Genomic DNA, 15,876 nt, shown 5'->3' with positions numbered 1-15,876 from the left:
GATCATGAACAGCGACAGCCCGGTCCAGATCCCCGCGAGTCCCCAACCGAACGCGAAGGACAGCCACACGAACGGCAGGAACCCGGTCGCCGCGGACAGAATCGTGGCGGTACGCAGGAAAGCGGCGTCGCCGGCGCCGAGCAGCACACCGTCCAAAGCGAACACCACGCCCGCGATCGGTTGCATCGCAACGAAGAACCACCAGGCATGGGGGATCTCACCAAGCACGGACGGGTCCGAGGTGAACGCGTGTGGCAGTACGCCGGCCAGCGCCGCGAACACCACGCCGAGGGCGACGCCGAAGACCAGTCCGTAGCCGGTGACCTGCCACGCGAGCCCACGCGCCCGCGTCGCGTCGTCCGCACCGAGCGCCGCGCCGACGAGCGACTGTGCCGCGATGGCCAGCGAGTCCAGCACCAACGCCAGGAACGACCACAGCTGCAACACGATCTGGTGCGCGCCGACGGCCGCGGTCGAGTCGTGGGCGGCGACGGTCGTCGCGGAGACGAAGCACGCCTGGAACGCGAGACCGCGGAGGAACAGGTCGCGCCCGAGGGACAGCTGCGCGCGCATCACCGCGGTTCGCGGCCGCAGCGGCACCCGCTCCGCCCACAGCGCGCGGAAGAACAGCGAGGCACTGATCACCTGCGCGGTCACGTTGGCGATGGCCGAACCCGCGAGCCCCCAGTCCAGCCCGTACACCAGCACGGGACACAACACGGCCGAGATTCCGTTGCCCGCCAACACATAGCGCAGCGGCCGGCGGGCGTCCTGCACCCCGCGGAGCCAGCCGTTGCCGGCCATCGTGACGAGGATGAACGGCGTGCCGAACAGGGCGACGCGCAGCCAGCCGACCGCCGCGTCCGCCATTTCCCCTTGTCCCGCAAGGAGATCCGCGACCGGACGGGCGAGCAACTGACCGACGGCGATGAGCACGACCCCGACCGCGACGGCGAGCCACGTCGCCTGCACGCCCTCCGCGACCGCGTCCGCGCGCCGACCGGCGCCGTGCAGGCGGGCGGTACGCGCAGTCGTGCCGTAGGACAGGAACGTCAGCTGGGTCGACACCTGGGCGAGCACGATCGCGCCGACGGACAACGCCCCCAGCGGCATCGCACCGAGGTGCCCGACGACGGCGGTGTCGACCAGCAGGTACAGCGGCTCGGCGGCGAGCACGCCGAGCGCGGGCACGGCGAGGCCGAGCACCTGCTTCAGCGGCACCGTCACGACGCCGTCTCCCTCGGTAAGGTGTGCTCGGTAGATTCGCCCCTGACAGTAGCTGTGAGGATCACCCGTGGACAACGCCGACTACCTCGATGTGGCACTGAGGTTGACGAACGCCACACTGTCCGACGTGCCGGCCCTGCGCGCGGCACTGCACGACGAGCCGTGGTGGTCCTCCCGGGCCGGTGACGAGGACCTCACCGCCCTGCGGCCGGTGGCCGCGGGACTGCGCCGCGTGCTGGACCGCGCCGTCGCGGCGGACCACGACGGCGTGCTGCGCGAGGTCAACGCCCTGCTGGCCGAGCACCCCCTGCGGCCGCGGCTGTCCGCGGGGCACTCGGCGGAGCCCAACTGGCACATCCACATGGCGGACACGTCCGAGTCACCCGCGACGGAGGTCGCCGCCGCGGCGGCCTGGGGGCTCGCGCACGGCATCGTGCACCACGGCCCCGGCCGGTTCGGCCGGTGCGGCGCGGCCGACTGCGACAACTTCTACCTGGACACGTCCACCAACCGCGCCAAGCGGTTCTGCTCACCGCGGTGCGCGAACCGGGTGCATGTGGCCGCGTTCCGGTCCCGCCAGAGAGAGGGCTAGTGTCCCGCGCAGCGGCTACCTCAGGAAACGCGACGCCACGCAAAGTAGACCGGGAGGCGGACTACTCGCCATCGTCGGCGGAGGGTGACGGGGCCTGCCGTTCGTAGGCCTGCTGGATCTCGATCTGTGGCTCGTGGGCGGCCGGGTGCCAGATCTCGTCGAACACGCCCATGGCCCCGCTCATGCCGGCGCTGCCGGCGCGGCGGCGCTGGATCCGCCCGCGCAACCGGGTCATCCCCCATCCGATCAGCGTCACTACGGCGGCGACCAGCAGGAACGGCAGCAGAACGCTCATGTCTCCTCCTGGAACATGACGGTGAGGACGCCGGACAGGATCGCGGCGACGTCGACGTCCGGGTCCATGCCGCGGCGCAGTGCGAGCCCGCCGCCCAGCGCGCCCAGCACCACGACCACCTGCGGCAACGGCAGCGCGGGCGCCAGGCCCAGGCGGCGGCAGTGCCGCTCCAGCATCGCGACGATCTGTTCCTCGTGCCGCTTCTGCGCGGCGACGACCGCGGCGGCGGTCTCGGGCTGGCCGGCCACCGCGGCCAGGAATTCCGCGGTCGTGGCGCTCCACCGCGCGGCCTCGCCGTCGTCGGTGATCGAGTTGGGCGTCAGCGCGCGTGCCAGTTCCCGCCGGTCGGCGGCCTGTGTGAGGGCCTCGTCCAGCAGTTGGAGGTGCGCCTCGGCCTGGGCGGCCATGGCCGCCAGCCAGAGGCCTTCCTTGCCGCCGAAGTGCTTGTAGACCGCGCCGCGGGTGTAACCGGCCTCGGCGGCGATCTCCTCGATCGTCGCGGCCAGGAACCCGCGCTTCGCGAGCACCCGGGCCCCGGCCGCGAGGAGCCGCTCGTGCGTCTGCCGCTGCTGCTCGGGCCGGGTCAGGCGTGCCACACGTCCACCTTCAGTAACACGGTGTTTCTAGAATCACCACGTTACCACCGTGCGGGGGGTCAGGTGGGTTTCACCGAGTCGGTGCCCGGGTGCGGGGTCTGCCAGTCGCCGCGGGTGAAGTCGGGGAACTCGGCCGGCTGCCCGTTGTGCCGGATCGACCGGACGGACAGCGGGAACGGCGCGTTCCAGGCCGCCGAGTCGTACACGTCGATGTCGGGGGCCAGCCCGAGGCGCAGCGTCTGCACGAGCCGCCACAACATGATGTAGTCCATCCCGCCGTGGCCGCCCGGGCCGGGACCGACGTCGGTCCACAGCCAGTGGTCGTAGGACGCGTAGTCGTCGAACGAACCCCACTCGTCGTTGCCCTGCGCCGGTTCCAGGTAGATGCGTGGCGGGTAGTCCTCGAAGACGCCCTTGGTGCCGGCCAGGTGGTTCCGCCGCGAGTACGGGTGCGGGTTGGACACGCCGTGCAGGAGGTGGATGACCCGGCCGCGCGCGGTCTGGATCAGGCTCATCGTGACGTCGCCGTCGACGTAGCGCTCGCGCGAGGTCTCGTCGCCGGGCGGCAGGTGCGCGGCGCGGTACTCGGCGAGGCCGAGTGCCGGCGTGCTCATGGATGTCATGCGCACGAACCGGTCGCCGCGGTGCAGGTCCATGTAGGCGGCGACGGGGCCGAGGCCGTGCGTCGGGTACAGGTCGCCGTTGTGGTCGGTGTGGTACCGCCTGCGCCACTGGCCCCCGTAGAAGGTCTTCGAGAACAGCGGCTCGCGCAGGTCGTGCAGGTAGGCGCCGGAGCCGTGCAGCAGCTCGCCGAACAGGCCGTCGTGCGCCATCCGCAGCGCGCGCAGCTCGTTCTGCCCGTAGCAGCAGTTCTCGAGCTGGATGCAGTGGCGGCGGGTCTCCTCCGAGGTGTCGACCAGCTCCCACAGGTCGTCGAGCGTCAGGCCGATCGGGCACTCGACGCCGACGTGCTTGCCGGCCCGCATCGCGGCGAGCGCCATCGGGGTGTGCCACTCCCAGGGCGCGGCGACGTAGACGAAGTCGACGTCGTCGCGCCGGACGAGGTGCTCGAAGTCCTCGTCGCCGCCGGTGTACAGGGCGGGCTCGGGTTGGCCGGCGTCGGTGACCGTCCTGGCGGCGGCTCGCGCGAACTCCGGACGGATGTCGCAGAGGGCCGTGACCCTCGCCCCCGGCACCCGCAGGAGGAGCGGCACCATCTCGCCGCCGCGGTTGCCGAGGCCGACGACGCCGAAGCGCGGGCTGTCGACGCGCTCGAACGGGACGCCGATCATCGACGCGCCGCGCCGCGCGGGTGCCTCGCCCGTGCCACCGGCCGCCGGCTCTACACCACGCACCGTCGACCTCCTCGACACATCCATTGCACGTTCCCCGATCCGTTGTGCGGTGAAATGCGCCTTTTCATGCACTATCACACACGCGGCTGGAGCGCACCACCGTGCTCAGGCCAGGATCACCGAGCGGGTGAGGTTGCGTGGCTGGTCCGGGTTCAGATCCTTGGACTCGGCGACCGCCTCGGCCAGCCGGTGCGCGCGGACGAGCTCGACGAGCGGGTCGCCCGCCGACTGTTCGAGGTACGCGCCGGTCGCCCGCACCTCTTCGGCGAGGCCGTCCGGCGCGGCGCCGAAGACCCAGACCGCCCGGCCCGGCGCGGCGATCGAGATCGGGCCGTGGCGGTACTCCATGGCGTGGTAGGACTCCGTCCAGGCCTGGGCGGCCTCGCGGAGCTTGAGAGCGCCCTCGTTGGCCAGGCCGATGGTCCAGCCGGTGCCGAGGAAGGTGACCTGCTCGGCGGCCAGCAGCTCGGGAGCGAGCGGGGCGGCGAGGGCCTCGGCGGCCTCGGCAGGCAGCGACGACAGGGACTCCCCCAGCGAGGCACGCAGCAACACCAGCGCGGACGTGGCGAACCGGGTCTGCACGACGGACTTCTCGTCGGCGAAGTCGAGCGCGACGACGGCGTCCGCGGCGTCGCTGACCGGGGTGGCCGGGTCGGCGGTCACGGCGACGGTCGGCACGGTGGCGGCCGAGAGCGCGGCCAGGATCTCGGTGGTGGTGCCGGAGCGGGTCAGGGCGACGATCCGGTCGTACTGCCGCGCCGCCGGGAACTCCGAGGCGGGGAAGGGGTCGGTCTCCCCATGGCCGGCGGCCTCGCGCAGGGCCGCGTAGGCCTGGGCCATGTAGTAAGACGTCCCGCAGCCGATCACCGCCACCCGCTGACCGGGCGCCGGCAGCTCGGAAACCGACATTTCGAGTGCGCGCGCCCAGGTGTCGGGCTGGCTGGCGATCTCGTCCCGCAGGTACGTCATCAGGCCTCCATTGACTGCTCGAAGCTGCATCCAAAGTAGCAAGTCCGAGCATCTTCGAGCGAGTTGAGCGAACACAGAGCGGCCCGGCACCCGCAAACGGGTGCCGGGCCGCTCGGAGTAGTGAATCAGTCGGGCAGGCGCTCGCCCGTCTCGGCGTCGAACAGGTGGACCGCGCCGGGCTCGGGCACCAGGCCGACCTTCTCGCCGCGCTGGAAGTGGGACATGCCCGGCGCGCGCACGGTGATGGGCGGCGGGGCGGTGGAGTCGGCCTCCGAGACCTCGTCCGTGGTCAGCTGCGGCGCCGACGTCGAGCAGTACAGGAACTGCTCCGAGCCCAGCTCCTCGATGACCTCGATCGTCGCGGAGACGCCCTCACCGGCCGGCTTCAGCGTCCAGCCCTCGGGGCGGATGCCGACGACGACGCCCTTGCCCGTCAGCGCGGACTTCTGCGCCGCGGTCAGCTCGATGGTCTGCCCACCGATGACCGCACCGTCGCCGTTCACGGTGGCGGGGATCAGGTTCATGGCCGGCGAGCCGATGAAGCCGGCGACGAACAGGTTCTTCGGCCTGCCGAACAGGCCCATCGGGGTGTCGCACTGCTGGAGCAGGCCGTCCTTGAGCACGGCCACCCGGTCGCCCATGGTCATGGCCTCGATCTGGTCGTGCGTGACGTAGATCGTGGTGACACCGAGGCGGCGCTGCAGCGACGCGATCTGGGTGCGGGTCTGCACGCGCAGCTTGGCGTCGAGGTTCGACAGCGGCTCGTCCATGCAGAACACCTGCGGCTTGCGCACGATCGCGCGACCCATGGCCACGCGCTGGCGCTGGCCACCGGACAGCTTGGCCGGCTTGCGGTCCAGGTACGGCTCCAGGTCGAGCAGCTTGGCCGCCTCCAGCACCCGCTCGGCACGCTCGGCCTTCGGCACCTTCTTGATCTTCAGGTGGAAGCCGATGTTGTCCGCCACGGTCATGTGCGGGTACAGAGCGTAGTTCTGGAACACCATCGCGATGTCCCGGTCCTTCGGCGGGAGGTCCGTGACCTCGCGCTCGCCGATGCGGATGGCACCCTCGTCGACGCCCTCCAAGCCCGCGAGCATGCGCAGCGTGGTCGACTTGCCACAACCGGACGGCCCGACCAGCACCAGGAACTCGCCGTCCTCGACCTCCAGGTTCAGCTGGTCAACGGCGGGACGCTCCGTGCCCGCGTAGAAACGGCTCGCGCCGTCGAAGGTCACTGTCGCCATGGTGATCCTTTCAATTCGCCGGTCACAAGACCGCACCTCGTCGTCGCGGCCCGGTCAACAACCGGCGCGCGAGCCCCAATCTAGAACAACAAGTAACTGAACACCACGATTCAGAATCACGAATTGGCTGAGCTGAGCCCGCGGAGCGAACATCAGCTACTTCACCCCGCCCGCGGTGAGCCCGGACACCAGGTGCCTCTCGATCATCGCGAACAGTGCCACCACGGGCAGGATGCCGATGATCGAGACCGCGAACACGTACTGCCAGGCCGACTCGTACTGCCCGATGAACTTGGTCAGCGCCACGGTGAGTGGCTGGTTGACGTCGGTCGGCAACAGGATGAGGCTCGCCGCGAACTCGTTCCAACAGGCGATGAACGTGAAGATGATGGCCGTGACGATGCCCGGCCACACGAGCGGCAGCATGATCCGCACCAGCGACTGGCCGCGGTTGCAGCCGTCGATCCAGGCCGCCTCTTCGATCTCCTTCGGCACGGTCGCGAAGAAGCTGTGCATGATCCAGATGGCGAACGACAGGTTGAACGCCGCGTTCACGAGGATCATCGCGAACCGGGTGTCGTTGATGTCCATCGTCACGAACTCGCGGAACAGACCCGAGGCCAGCACGGTCGGCTGCAGCATCTGTGTGACCAGCACCAGCAGCATGAACGGCAGCTTGAGCCGGAACTGGTGGCGTGCCGTGTAGTACGCCGCCGGCAGCGCGACGACCAGTGCGAGCGCCGTGCCACCCAACGAGATGACAACCGTGGAGTACAGGTTCTGTGGGAGCGGCGTCTCCGGCGTGCTCCACATGTTGACGAAGTTGCTGAACCGCCAGTCGCCGGGGAGGTAGTCCGGCGGCACCCGCAGGATCTCCTGGCGTGACTTGAAGGCGCCGCTCAGCATGATCAGGTACGGCGTCAGGAACACCAGCGCCACGATCACGCCGATGATCGTCAGGCCCCACCGCTTCGGCACCCGCCTGCGCGGCGTGGCGGTCGTGTGGGTGGTGACCGCCTTGGGCGGGTCGAGTACCGCTCCCCTGGTCACGCGCTCACCTCACGCATCGGCTTGACGACCTTCAGGTAGATGCCGATCACCACGAGGATCACGACGAAGTTGACCACCGACAGCGCGCTCGCGGTGTCGATCTGGCGGTCCGACTGGATGAGCTTGAACATCAGCGTGGTCGTCGTGTCGGCGTCGTAGCCGGGTATCGAGCCGGTCATGGTCTTCAGGATCGGCAGCGAGTTGAACACGTTGATGATGTTGATGATCGCGGCGACCGCGAGCGCGGGCCGCAGCATCGGGAACACGACCTGCCAGTACGTCTGGACCTTGCCGGCGCCGTCGATCTGCGCGGCCTCCAGCACGTCCTCCGGGATCGTCTGCAGGCCGGCGAGCACCACGAACGTCGTGAATGGCACCGAGACGAACACCGCGACCGCCATCGCGGACAGGAAACCGGACGTCGCGTTCTTGAGGAACCCGTACGGCTGGTCCATGAGCCCGACGTCCACCAGGAACTTGTTGATGATCCCGTAGAACGGGTCGAGCCCGTAGACGAACACCGTCGAGGTCATCACGACCGAGGCCGCCCACGGCACGATGATGACCATGCGGAGGGCCTTGCGGCCCGGGAACTTCTTGTTCAGGAACTGTGCCAGCACCAGGGAGAACAGGACGGTCGCCAGCACCACCCCGAACGTCCAGACGACCGTGTTGGTGAGCACCGTCGGCAGCGGGTCGAGCCCGAAGACCCTGACGTAGTTGTCGAACCCGGTCCAGCCGCGGTCCTTGCCGAACCGCGACAGGTCGCGGAACGAGGTGTAGATCATGAAGCCGACGGGGAAGATCACCACCCCGCCGATGAGGATCAGCGCCGGTGCGATCCACGGCAGCGCCTGCAGGGTCGTCTGCCGGCGAGCATGGCGTTTCAACGCTTTGTTACGTGTGGTCGTCACCGAACGCCTCCTGGTGCCGGCGCGGGGCCCATCGTCCACGGTCGCTCCGCTCACGAGGACCCCGCGCCGCCCGATCTATCCGTTGTACCTGGCTCAGCCGCTCGCGTCGGCCTTCGCCTGGATCTCCTTGAGCACCTCGTCCGGGGACTTGGTCTCGATCTGGCCGACCAGGTCCTTGAAGGCGCCGGAGGTCTGGGCCCAGGCCGGGTTGGTCGCCGGGTAGAACTTGGCGCTCGGCAACGACTCGAGGAACGTCTTCAGCTCCGGCTTGGCCTGCGCGGCGCTCGCGCCGGACTTGGTGGCCGGGATGAAGCCCTCGTTGTCGTTGAACTTGACGTAGTTGTTCTGCTCGTAGAAGAAGTCCAGGAACTTCGCGATCGACGCCTGCTTGTCCGCGTCGTTGTTGAAGCCGACGAAGTAGTCCGCGACGCCCAGCGTGACCGGCTTGCCGTCCTTGGTGGGGCTCGGCGCGATGGCCCAGTCGAGGTCCGGGGCCTTCTCCTTGATCTGGCCGACGATCGGCGGCAGACCCTCGATCATGCCGATCTTGCCCTGGATGAAGACGTCGAGCAGCGGGGTCCGGTTGGTCGCGCCCGGGTTCGGCTGCGTGGCGCCTTCACTGATCATCTTCTTCATGAAGGTCAGGGCCTCGGTGGCCTGCGGCGTGTCGATCGTCATCTTGCCGCCCTTCTCCCAGGACGCGCCCGAGCCGTAGGCCCAGATGGACGTCTCGGCCTGTGCCTCCTCGTTGCCGAGCGGCATGCCGTAGCCGTAGGTCCCGTTGCCCAGCGCGGAGATCTTCTTCGCGTCCTCGAGCAGCTCGTCCCACGTCTTCGGCGGGGAGGTGATCCCGGCCTGGGTGAACAGCGCCTTGTTGTAGAACAGGGCGCGGGTCGAGGCGACCGTCGGCACGCCGTAGGCCTGGCCCTTGATCTTGGCGCTGTCGATGAAGGCCGGCTCGATGTCGGCGTAGGTCTTCTTGGAGACGATCTCGTCGGCCTTGTACAGCAGGTCGTCGGTGGCGTACGCCGGCCCCGCCGCGTCGAGCTCCAGGATGTCCGGCGCCTTGTTGTTCTGGATCTTGGTGGTCATGACGTCGTAGATGTTGTCCCAGCTCTGGGTCTCCAGCTTGACGTCGATGTTCGAGTTCTTGGCCTCGAAGTCCTTGACCAGCTGCTCCCAGTACGGCTTGGTCTTGTCGCCGTAGATGGGTACCAGCAGGTCCAGGCTGACGTTGCCGTCGTCGCCGCTGCCGGAGTCGCTGCCGCAGCCGGCGAGTCCGAGCGCCGCCGTGGTAGCCACCACGACAGCCAATGTGACGCGCCTCAAGATGTCCTCCGTTTCCGCCTGGCCGGTCCGCTCCGCCTGGCTGGGTCGCCGCCCGCGGCCCATGGGCCCCGAAACGGCGATTGGTTTATACCACTTGTTCACCCGAGCGCCGCCGATCGTCCTCAACTGGTTACGAGCCGCACCGGATTTCGCAACATCAAGCGAACACGCTCCGTTATCTCGGCGGCCGTGCCGGTGGCGGAGAACCCCGCCGCGAGACGGTGCCCGCCCCCGCCGAGCCCGACCGCCGCGGCACGCACGTCGACCGCGCTTTTCGCCCGCAGCGAGCCCGTCCACTCCCCTGGCGCCTTCTCCTTGAGCACCAGCGCGACCTCGGCCTCGACGGTCGTCCGCAGAATGTCCACTACGGACTCGACCTCCTCGAACCGTACGTCACGCTGGTCATCCAGCGTGACGGAGGTGTGCACGAGCCCGTGCCCACCGGCGGCGTCGGCCTCCAGCACGGCCCGCGCGAGCACCCTGGCGAGCATGGGCAGCCACGCGAACGGGTGGGTGTCGAGCAGCGCCCGGCCGAGCTCGTCCGGGTCGACGCCGGCGGCGATCAGCCGGGCGGCGGTCTGGTGGGTCCGCTCGCCGGCCCGCCGGAAGGAGCTGGTGTCGGTCACCAGCCCCGCGTACAGACAGCGAGCGATGTCGGCGTCGAGCGGCTCCCCCAACTCGTCCAGCAGGGCGAGCACGAGCACCGTGGTGGACTCCGCGGAGTCGTCGACGACGTGGTGCGTGCCGAACCGGGTGTTCGACGCGTGATGGTCCACGACCAGCACGTGACCGCTCGTCGCCAGCCGGTTCGCCAGCCGGCCGAGCCGTGCGGCACTGGCCGCGTCGAGGGCGACGAGCAGCTCCGGCTCGTCCGGCACGAGGTCGGCGGGCACGAGAAGCCCCGCCACGTCGAGTCCGCGCAGCGACTCCGGCACCTCGTCCGGCGCGCCGAACGACACCCGCGCGGTGACCCCGCGCCGCCGGAGCGCCAGGCCGAGCGCGAGGGCACTGCCCAGCGCGTCCGCGTCCGGGTTGACATGCGCGAGCAGCGTGACGTCGGACGCGTTCCGAAGCAGTTCCGCGGCCACACGAAGATCAGCGGTCAGCACCCGCCCAGCCTCACGCACCCGGCGGACCACGTCCAGTAACGAACCGGCATACGAAGATTTTGTCTGTTATGCGCGTATCTCCGGCGGCCTACTCCGCCACCAGGCAGGGCGACTCCGCCCCCAGCAACAGCTCGCCATTGTCGTTGTCCCGCAACGACATCCGGAAACCGTCCACATTGTTCTCGACCCACAGGTAGTGCCGTTCCGGCCGCAGGTCGTCGAGTAGGTCGAAGTCGTGCGTCCGCCACCACCGCAGAAGCGCGTCGAAGTACCTGTCGTCGACGGCGATCCCCCGCACGAAGTACGTGCTGACGACCATCACCCGTCCGGCAGGCTCCCCCTTGCAGGCCACAGAGGACGGTGCGGAAGCGGCCTGTAGCCGGGCATCCGCCGGCAGCGCGGTCGCCGTCCGCCGCAGGTAGGACTCGGCCCGGTCGTACGCGTCCGACTCGGTCAGCGAGTCGAGCCCCGCCCGGCTCGGACCGCAGCCGGCCACGAGCAGCAGGAGGAACGCCAGCAACGCCCGTTTCATGGCACCCGGTCCCGCACGAGTGCCAACCCGCCGTTCCGTAACGCCACGTGCACAACTGCCGCGAACACCAGCACAACCACCTTCGTCGGGTTCCAGTACGCGCCGTGCGTCGAGCGGGGGTGACCGCGTGCGCCGAGGGCGGAGACAGGTGAATGATGGCGCTTACCGCGTTCGCAGTACAGCCCATCATCCACCGCGTGAGACGGAACCGTCCGGCGCGCGGTGCCATGCGTTCGCAAAGTCGAGTGAAACCGCTCGGCCGGCACGGCCCTGTACCGCCGGCCGCCGTCGAGCGCGATGCCCCGCGGAGGACGCCTCGTCGCTCGCGTACGGGCCGGCGGCATGACGGACCGGAGACGGGCGCTGCGCTAGCCGTCCGAGTCCGGGATGAGGATCCTGGCGACGTCCCGCGCGACGGCGTCGAGGTCCTCGCCGAGGTCGTCCGGGAGGGCGCCGGTGAGCCAGAGCGTCGCGAAGCCGTGCATGAGCGACCAGGCGGCGATGCCGGTGAGCCGTGCGTCGCGGCCGGTCCAGCCGGTCCGGGCGGTCCGGGCGGTCCGGGAGTGGACACCGTGCGTGAGCGCCTCGGAGGCCCGCTCCCGCGCCGCCACCACGGTGGGATCGTCGGGGTGGTAGGTGTCGGGGCGGAACATGACCTCGAAGTGGGCCCGGTAGGTGCCGGCGAACCGGACGTAGGCGACACCGGCCTCGACGAACTCGTCACCGGCCGCATCGAGGGCGTCGGCGAGGAGGTCGTACCCCTCGGCGGCGAGCGCCGTCAGCACGCCGGCCTTGTCCCCGAAGTGATGAATCGGCGCCGCGTGCGAGACCCCCGCCCGCCGCGACAGCTCCCGCAGGCTCAACCCCGCCGACCCGCTCGCCGAGATCGACTCGATGGCGGCATCCAGGATCGTCCGCCGCAGATCGCCATGGTGATACGGCATACGCGGGATCTTACCATTGGAAAGATAGTTGTACGCACCGTTCGTGACCCGACGTGATGTACTTACGGAGACCTGCCGACTGGTCGGACGGAGGCGAGCATCGTGTCGGTCGCGTACGAACACAACATCGGCCCCACGACGGTCGACGACTGGCTGGCGCGGGATCACCCGACGGATGGGTCGCGCCTCGAACTGATCTTTGGATATCTCCACGTGAGCCCAGCACCCTCTCTTCGACACCAGTACACCGGCGACGAGCTGCGGGCGGTGCTGCGGGACGCGCTCCGGCAGAATGGCCGTGCCGACCTGTACGCGATCACCGGTGTCGGCGTGCGCATCAGCACGAGTCTGCGAACCGCGTTCATTCCGGACGTGGTCGTGTTGAACACCAAGCCATTGGGCACCTGCTGCCGAGCCGAAGACCTGGAACTCGCCGTCGAGGTCTGGTCGCCCGGCAACACACGAGCCGAGCGGGAGACCAAGAAGGCGGTCTACGCCAGTGGGAACGTCCCGTACTTCTGGGAGGTCAACGAAGACCGGCTCGGCTCTCTCACGCTGGTCACCCATGTGCTGAAGGACGGTCAGTACGTGGAGGACCTCACCGCGCGGCCCGGGACCACGGTCACGATCAACGCCGCGCCCGTGCCGGTCGCCTTCGACCCGGCGATCCTGCATCCCTGAGCGGTCCCCGACCGCCGCGTCACGGTCCCGTGGAGGTCCGTGTGCACAGAACCGCAACTCGGTGTGGCTGAACGCGGGACTCGGAGTGTTTGGACGCGGGACTCGCGGGGGTTAGTCGGGGTCGGAGTCGGAGTCTTCGCGGGGGGGTTTGTACGGGTCTGGGTCGCCGGCTGGTTGGGCGCCGTTGGCCAGGCGGGCCACCTCGGCGTCGGCGGCGGCGGCGCGGGCCAGGAGGTCGTTGATGTGCTTGGCGTCCTCGGGGACCGTGTCGGCGATGAAGGTCAGGGTTGGGGTGAAGCGGACGCCTGTGCCGGCGCCGACCATCGAGCGGAGGACGCCCTTCGCCGACTCCAGGGCCAGGGCGGCGCCGGTCGTGTCGGGGGCGACATCGAGCTTGTCGCCCAGGACGGTGTAGTAGACGGTCGCGTCGTGGAGGTCCGCCGTGACCTTCGCGTCGGTGATGGTCACGCGGGCGAGCCGCGGGTCCTTCACCTCGTGCTCCAGCGCGGACGCCACGATCTGCGCGATGCGCTTCGCGAGCTTGCGGGCGCGTGGTGCGTCAGCCACGGCGGTTCAACTCCTCAGTCCTCGGGGCCCAATCAGTCCTCGGGGCCCAGCCAGCGGCGCCGGGCCGACAGCAGGTCCAGCTCGGGTCTGCCCGCGACCAGTCGCTCGCACGCGTCGAGCACGTCGTCCACATGCGACGCGTCGGCGGCGACCACGGCGACGCCGATCAGCGCGCGCCGGTGCTTGTCCAGGTGCCCGGCCTCGGCCGCGGTCACCTCGAACTTCCTGCGCAGCTCGGCGACGACCGGCCGCACGGCGGACCGCTTCTCCTTCAGCGAGCGGATGTCGCCGAGCAGCACGTCAAGCTCGAGAGCCCCCACATACAACGGATATTTCCTCAAACGAGTCAGTCCCGGCGCCACAGCGGATGCGGCGCCGGGACAACGAACTCAGTCGCGCGGCTTCTCGCGCAGCTCGTAGGTCTCGATGATGTCCTCGATCTTGAGGTCACCGTACGAGCCGAGCGTCAGACCGCACTCGAAGCCCTCGCGGACCTCGACGGCATCGTCCTTGAACCGCCGCAGCGAGCTGATCGGCAGGCCCTCCTGGATGACGACGCCGTCGCGGATGAGCCGGGCCTTCGCGTTGCGCCGGATCTCACCGGACAGCACCATGCAACCCGCGATCGTGCCGACCTTGGAGGACTTGAACACGTCGCGCACCTCGGCGCGGCCGAGCTCGACCTCTTCGTAGATCGGCTTGAGCATGCCCTTCAGAGCCTGCTCGATCTCGTCGATCGCCTGGTAGATGACCGAGTAGTACCGGATGTCGATGCCCTCGCGGTTGGCCTGCTCGGAGACCTTCGCCTCGGCGCGGACGTTGAACCCGAGGATGATCGCGTCGGACGCGATCGCCAGGTCCACGTTGGCCTTGGTGATGCCACCGACACCGCGGTCGATGACCCGCAGCTCCACCTCTTCACCCACGTCGAGCTGGGTGAGCGCGTCCTCGAGAGCCTCGACGGTACCCGAGTTGTCGCCCTTGATGATGAGGTTGAGCTGGCTGGTCTCCTTGAGCGCGGAGTCCAGGTCCTCGAGGCTGACCCGCTTGCGGCGCTGAGCGTTGGCCGCGTTGCGCATCCGGGCCGCGCGGCGCTCGGCGATCTGCCGGGCGGTGCGGTCCTCGTCGACCACCAGGAACGTGTCACCGGCACCTGGCACCGACGTGAAGCCGATGACCTGGACCGGCCGGGACGGGAACGCCTCGTGGACGTCCTCGTTGAACTCGTCGACCATCCGCCGCACCCGGCCGTACGCGTCGCCCGCGACGATCGAGTCGCCGACCCGCAGCGTGCCGCGCTGGACCAGCACCGTGGCGACCGGGCCGCGACCGCGGTCCAGGTGCGCCTCGATGGCCACGCCCTGCGCCTCCATCTCCGGGTTGGCCCGCAGGTCGAGCGCCGCGTCCGCGGTGAGCACGACCGCCTCGAGCAGTCCTTCGATGTTGATGTTCTGCCGCGCGGAGATGTCGACGAACATCGTGTCGCCGCCGTACTCCTCGGCCACGAGCCCGTACTCGGTGAGCTGCTGGCGCACCTTCTGCGGGTTCGCGCCCTCCTTGTCGATCTTGTTGACCGCCACCACGATCGGCAGGCCGGCGGCCTGCGCGTGGTTGATGGCCTCCACCGTCTGCGGCATGACGCCGTCGTCGGCGGCGACCACGATCACCGCGATGTCCGTGGAGTTCGCGCCACGGGCACGCATGGCGGTGAACGCCTCGTGGCCCGGGGTGTCGATGAAGGTGATCAGCCGCTCGTTGCCGTCGACCACGACCGCGACCTGGTAGGCGCCGATGTGCTGGGTGATGCCACCGGCCTCGCCCTCGTGCACGGTCGTCTTGCGGATGGTGTCCAACAGGCGGGTCTTACCGTGGTCGACGTGACCCATGACGGTCACGACCGGCGGCCGCGCCTGCAGCTCCTCCTCGCCACCGGCGTTCTCGCCGTAGGAGATGTCGAAGGAGTCGAGCAGCTCGCGGTCCTCCTCCTCGGGGCTGACGACCTGCACCTTGTAGTTCATCTCGGTGCCGAGCAGCTCGAGGACGTCGTCGGAGACCGACTGCGTCGCGGTGACCATCTCACCGAGGTGGAACAGCACCTGCACCAGCGAGGCCGGGTTGGCGTTGATCTTCTCGGCGAAGTCGGTCAGCGAGGCGCCACGCGGGAGACGGATGGCCTCGCCGTTGCCCTTGGGCAGGCGAACACCGCCGACGCTGGGCGCCTGCATGTTCTCCATGTACTCCTGGCGCTTCTGCCGCTTCGACTTGCGGCCACGCCGGGACGGTCCGCCTGGGCGGCCGAACGCGCCGGCCGCGCCACCACGACCGCCACCGGAGCCGGGACGGCCACCGCCGCCACCACGGAAACCGCCGCCACCACCGGCCGGCGCACCTCCGCCACCGCCACCGGGGCCGCCGCGGTAGCCACCGCCACCGCCACCGCCGCCACCGGGACCGCCACGGAAGCCGCCGCCA

17 protein-coding genes are annotated in these 15,876 nt (G+C 69.5%); 2 read left to right on the top strand and 15 right to left on the bottom strand.

Annotation, left to right across the window (positions count from 1 at the left end; genetic code table 11):
• Window positions 1-1,227: MATE family efflux transporter (locus tag VET29_RS24765; RefSeq protein WP_324924551.1), on the bottom strand; the 1,227-nt coding region annotated here is incomplete at its 3' end.
• A 67-nt stretch (window positions 1,228-1,294) separates the two neighbouring features.
• Here VET29_RS24765 and VET29_RS24760 point away from each other — a divergent pair.
• On the top strand, window positions 1,295-1,819 hold the full coding sequence (locus VET29_RS24760) for a CGNR zinc finger domain-containing protein (RefSeq protein WP_324924550.1): 525 nt from the start codon (window positions 1,295-1,297) through the stop codon (window positions 1,817-1,819).
• A gap of 61 nt (window positions 1,820-1,880) precedes the next feature.
• Here the strand turns inward: VET29_RS24760 and VET29_RS24755 are convergent, their stop codons facing one another.
• The 11 genes from VET29_RS24755 to VET29_RS24705 form a co-directional block, all read right to left on the bottom strand.
• Window positions 1,881-2,114, bottom strand: a complete 234-nt coding sequence (locus tag VET29_RS24755; protein WP_324924547.1) for a hypothetical protein — start codon at window positions 2,112-2,114, stop codon at window positions 1,881-1,883.
• The gene (locus VET29_RS24750; RefSeq protein WP_324924545.1) at window positions 2,111-2,710 is read right to left on the bottom strand and encodes a helix-turn-helix domain-containing protein; all 600 of its coding nucleotides are present in this window, start codon (window positions 2,708-2,710) and stop codon (window positions 2,111-2,113) included. The genes VET29_RS24755 and VET29_RS24750 overlap by 4 nt, the downstream gene beginning before the upstream one ends.
• Before the next feature lie 59 nt (window positions 2,711-2,769).
• Window positions 2,770-4,089, bottom strand: coding sequence for a Gfo/Idh/MocA family protein (locus VET29_RS24745; RefSeq protein WP_414636595.1), 1,320 nt, complete (start codon window positions 4,087-4,089; stop codon window positions 2,770-2,772).
• An 81-nt stretch (window positions 4,090-4,170) separates the two neighbouring features.
• Window positions 4,171-5,034: an SIS domain-containing protein gene (locus VET29_RS24740; RefSeq protein WP_324924542.1), complete on the bottom strand. Its 864-nt coding sequence runs from the start codon at window positions 5,032-5,034 to the stop codon at window positions 4,171-4,173.
• Between the two features lie 125 nt (window positions 5,035-5,159).
• The gene (locus VET29_RS24735; protein WP_324924540.1) at window positions 5,160-6,278 is read right to left on the bottom strand and encodes a sn-glycerol-3-phosphate ABC transporter ATP-binding protein UgpC; all 1,119 of its coding nucleotides are present in this window, start codon (window positions 6,276-6,278) and stop codon (window positions 5,160-5,162) included.
• A 156-nt stretch (window positions 6,279-6,434) separates the two neighbouring features.
• Window positions 6,435-7,328: a carbohydrate ABC transporter permease gene (locus tag VET29_RS24730; protein ID WP_324924538.1), complete on the bottom strand. Its 894-nt coding sequence runs from the start codon at window positions 7,326-7,328 to the stop codon at window positions 6,435-6,437.
• On the bottom strand, window positions 7,325-8,242 hold the full coding sequence (locus VET29_RS24725; RefSeq protein WP_324924536.1) for a sugar ABC transporter permease: 918 nt from the start codon (window positions 8,240-8,242) through the stop codon (window positions 7,325-7,327). Before VET29_RS24725 ends, VET29_RS24730 begins: the two co-directional genes overlap by 4 nt.
• 93 nt (window positions 8,243-8,335) lie before the next feature.
• The gene (locus VET29_RS24720) at window positions 8,336-9,547 is read right to left on the bottom strand and encodes an extracellular solute-binding protein (protein WP_324924534.1); all 1,212 of its coding nucleotides are present in this window, start codon (window positions 9,545-9,547) and stop codon (window positions 8,336-8,338) included.
• Between the two features lie 146 nt (window positions 9,548-9,693).
• Window positions 9,694-10,698 (bottom strand): bifunctional oligoribonuclease/PAP phosphatase NrnA, encoded by a 1,005-nt coding sequence (locus tag VET29_RS24715; RefSeq protein ID WP_324924532.1) that lies wholly within the window; start codon window positions 10,696-10,698, stop codon window positions 9,694-9,696.
• 70 nt (window positions 10,699-10,768) lie between these two features.
• A complete protein-coding gene (locus tag VET29_RS24710) occupies window positions 10,769-11,212 on the bottom strand; it encodes a hypothetical protein (protein ID WP_324924531.1) in 444 nt (147 codons plus the stop codon).
• A gap of 368 nt (window positions 11,213-11,580) precedes the next feature.
• Window positions 11,581-12,156 (bottom strand): TetR/AcrR family transcriptional regulator, encoded by a 576-nt coding sequence (locus tag VET29_RS24705; protein ID WP_324924529.1) that lies wholly within the window; start codon window positions 12,154-12,156, stop codon window positions 11,581-11,583.
• Between the two features lie 102 nt (window positions 12,157-12,258).
• Here VET29_RS24705 and VET29_RS24700 point away from each other — a divergent pair, with 102 nt between their 5' ends.
• Window positions 12,259-12,837: a Uma2 family endonuclease gene (locus VET29_RS24700; protein ID WP_324924527.1), complete on the top strand. Its 579-nt coding sequence runs from the start codon at window positions 12,259-12,261 to the stop codon at window positions 12,835-12,837.
• A gap of 111 nt (window positions 12,838-12,948) precedes the next feature.
• On the opposite strand, the gene rbfA is transcribed toward VET29_RS24700, so the two are convergent.
• The 3 genes from rbfA to infB form a co-directional block, all read right to left on the bottom strand.
• The gene (rbfA, locus tag VET29_RS24695; RefSeq protein WP_324924525.1) at window positions 12,949-13,404 is read right to left on the bottom strand and encodes a 30S ribosome-binding factor RbfA; all 456 of its coding nucleotides are present in this window, start codon (window positions 13,402-13,404) and stop codon (window positions 12,949-12,951) included.
• A gap of 32 nt (window positions 13,405-13,436) precedes the next feature.
• Window positions 13,437-13,730: a DUF503 domain-containing protein gene (locus VET29_RS24690; protein ID WP_324924523.1), complete on the bottom strand. Its 294-nt coding sequence runs from the start codon at window positions 13,728-13,730 to the stop codon at window positions 13,437-13,439.
• A gap of 63 nt (window positions 13,731-13,793) precedes the next feature.
• Window positions 13,794-15,876 (bottom strand): translation initiation factor IF-2 (infB, locus tag VET29_RS24685; protein WP_324924522.1); only part of this gene is annotated, 2,083 nt, incomplete at its 5' end.

The sequence above is a fragment of the Actinophytocola sp. genome (assembly GCF_035634895.1).
Taxonomy (GTDB): Bacteria; Actinomycetota; Actinomycetes; order Mycobacteriales; family Pseudonocardiaceae; genus Actinophytocola.
Note: the sequence above shows the minus strand (reverse complement) of the source record. Positions and strands in the feature narration are given on the sequence as shown.

Coding starts and splice junctions, on each gene's coding strand:
- VET29_RS24755 (WP_324924547.1), bottom strand. CDS start 2,114: ATGAGCGTTCTGCTGCCGTTCCTGCTGGTCGCCGCCGTAGTGACGCTG.
- VET29_RS24745 (WP_414636595.1), bottom strand. CDS start 4,089: ATGGATGTGTCGAGGAGGTCGACGGTGCGTGGTGTAGAGCCGGCGGCC.
- VET29_RS24740 (WP_324924542.1), bottom strand. CDS start 5,034: ATGACGTACCTGCGGGACGAGATCGCCAGCCAGCCCGACACCTGGGCG.
- VET29_RS24735 (WP_324924540.1), bottom strand. CDS start 6,278: ATGGCGACAGTGACCTTCGACGGCGCGAGCCGTTTCTACGCGGGCACG.
- VET29_RS24710 (WP_324924531.1), bottom strand. CDS start 11,212: ATGAAACGGGCGTTGCTGGCGTTCCTCCTGCTGCTCGTGGCCGGCTGC.
- VET29_RS24705 (WP_324924529.1), bottom strand. CDS start 12,156: ATGCCGTATCACCATGGCGATCTGCGGCGGACGATCCTGGATGCCGCC.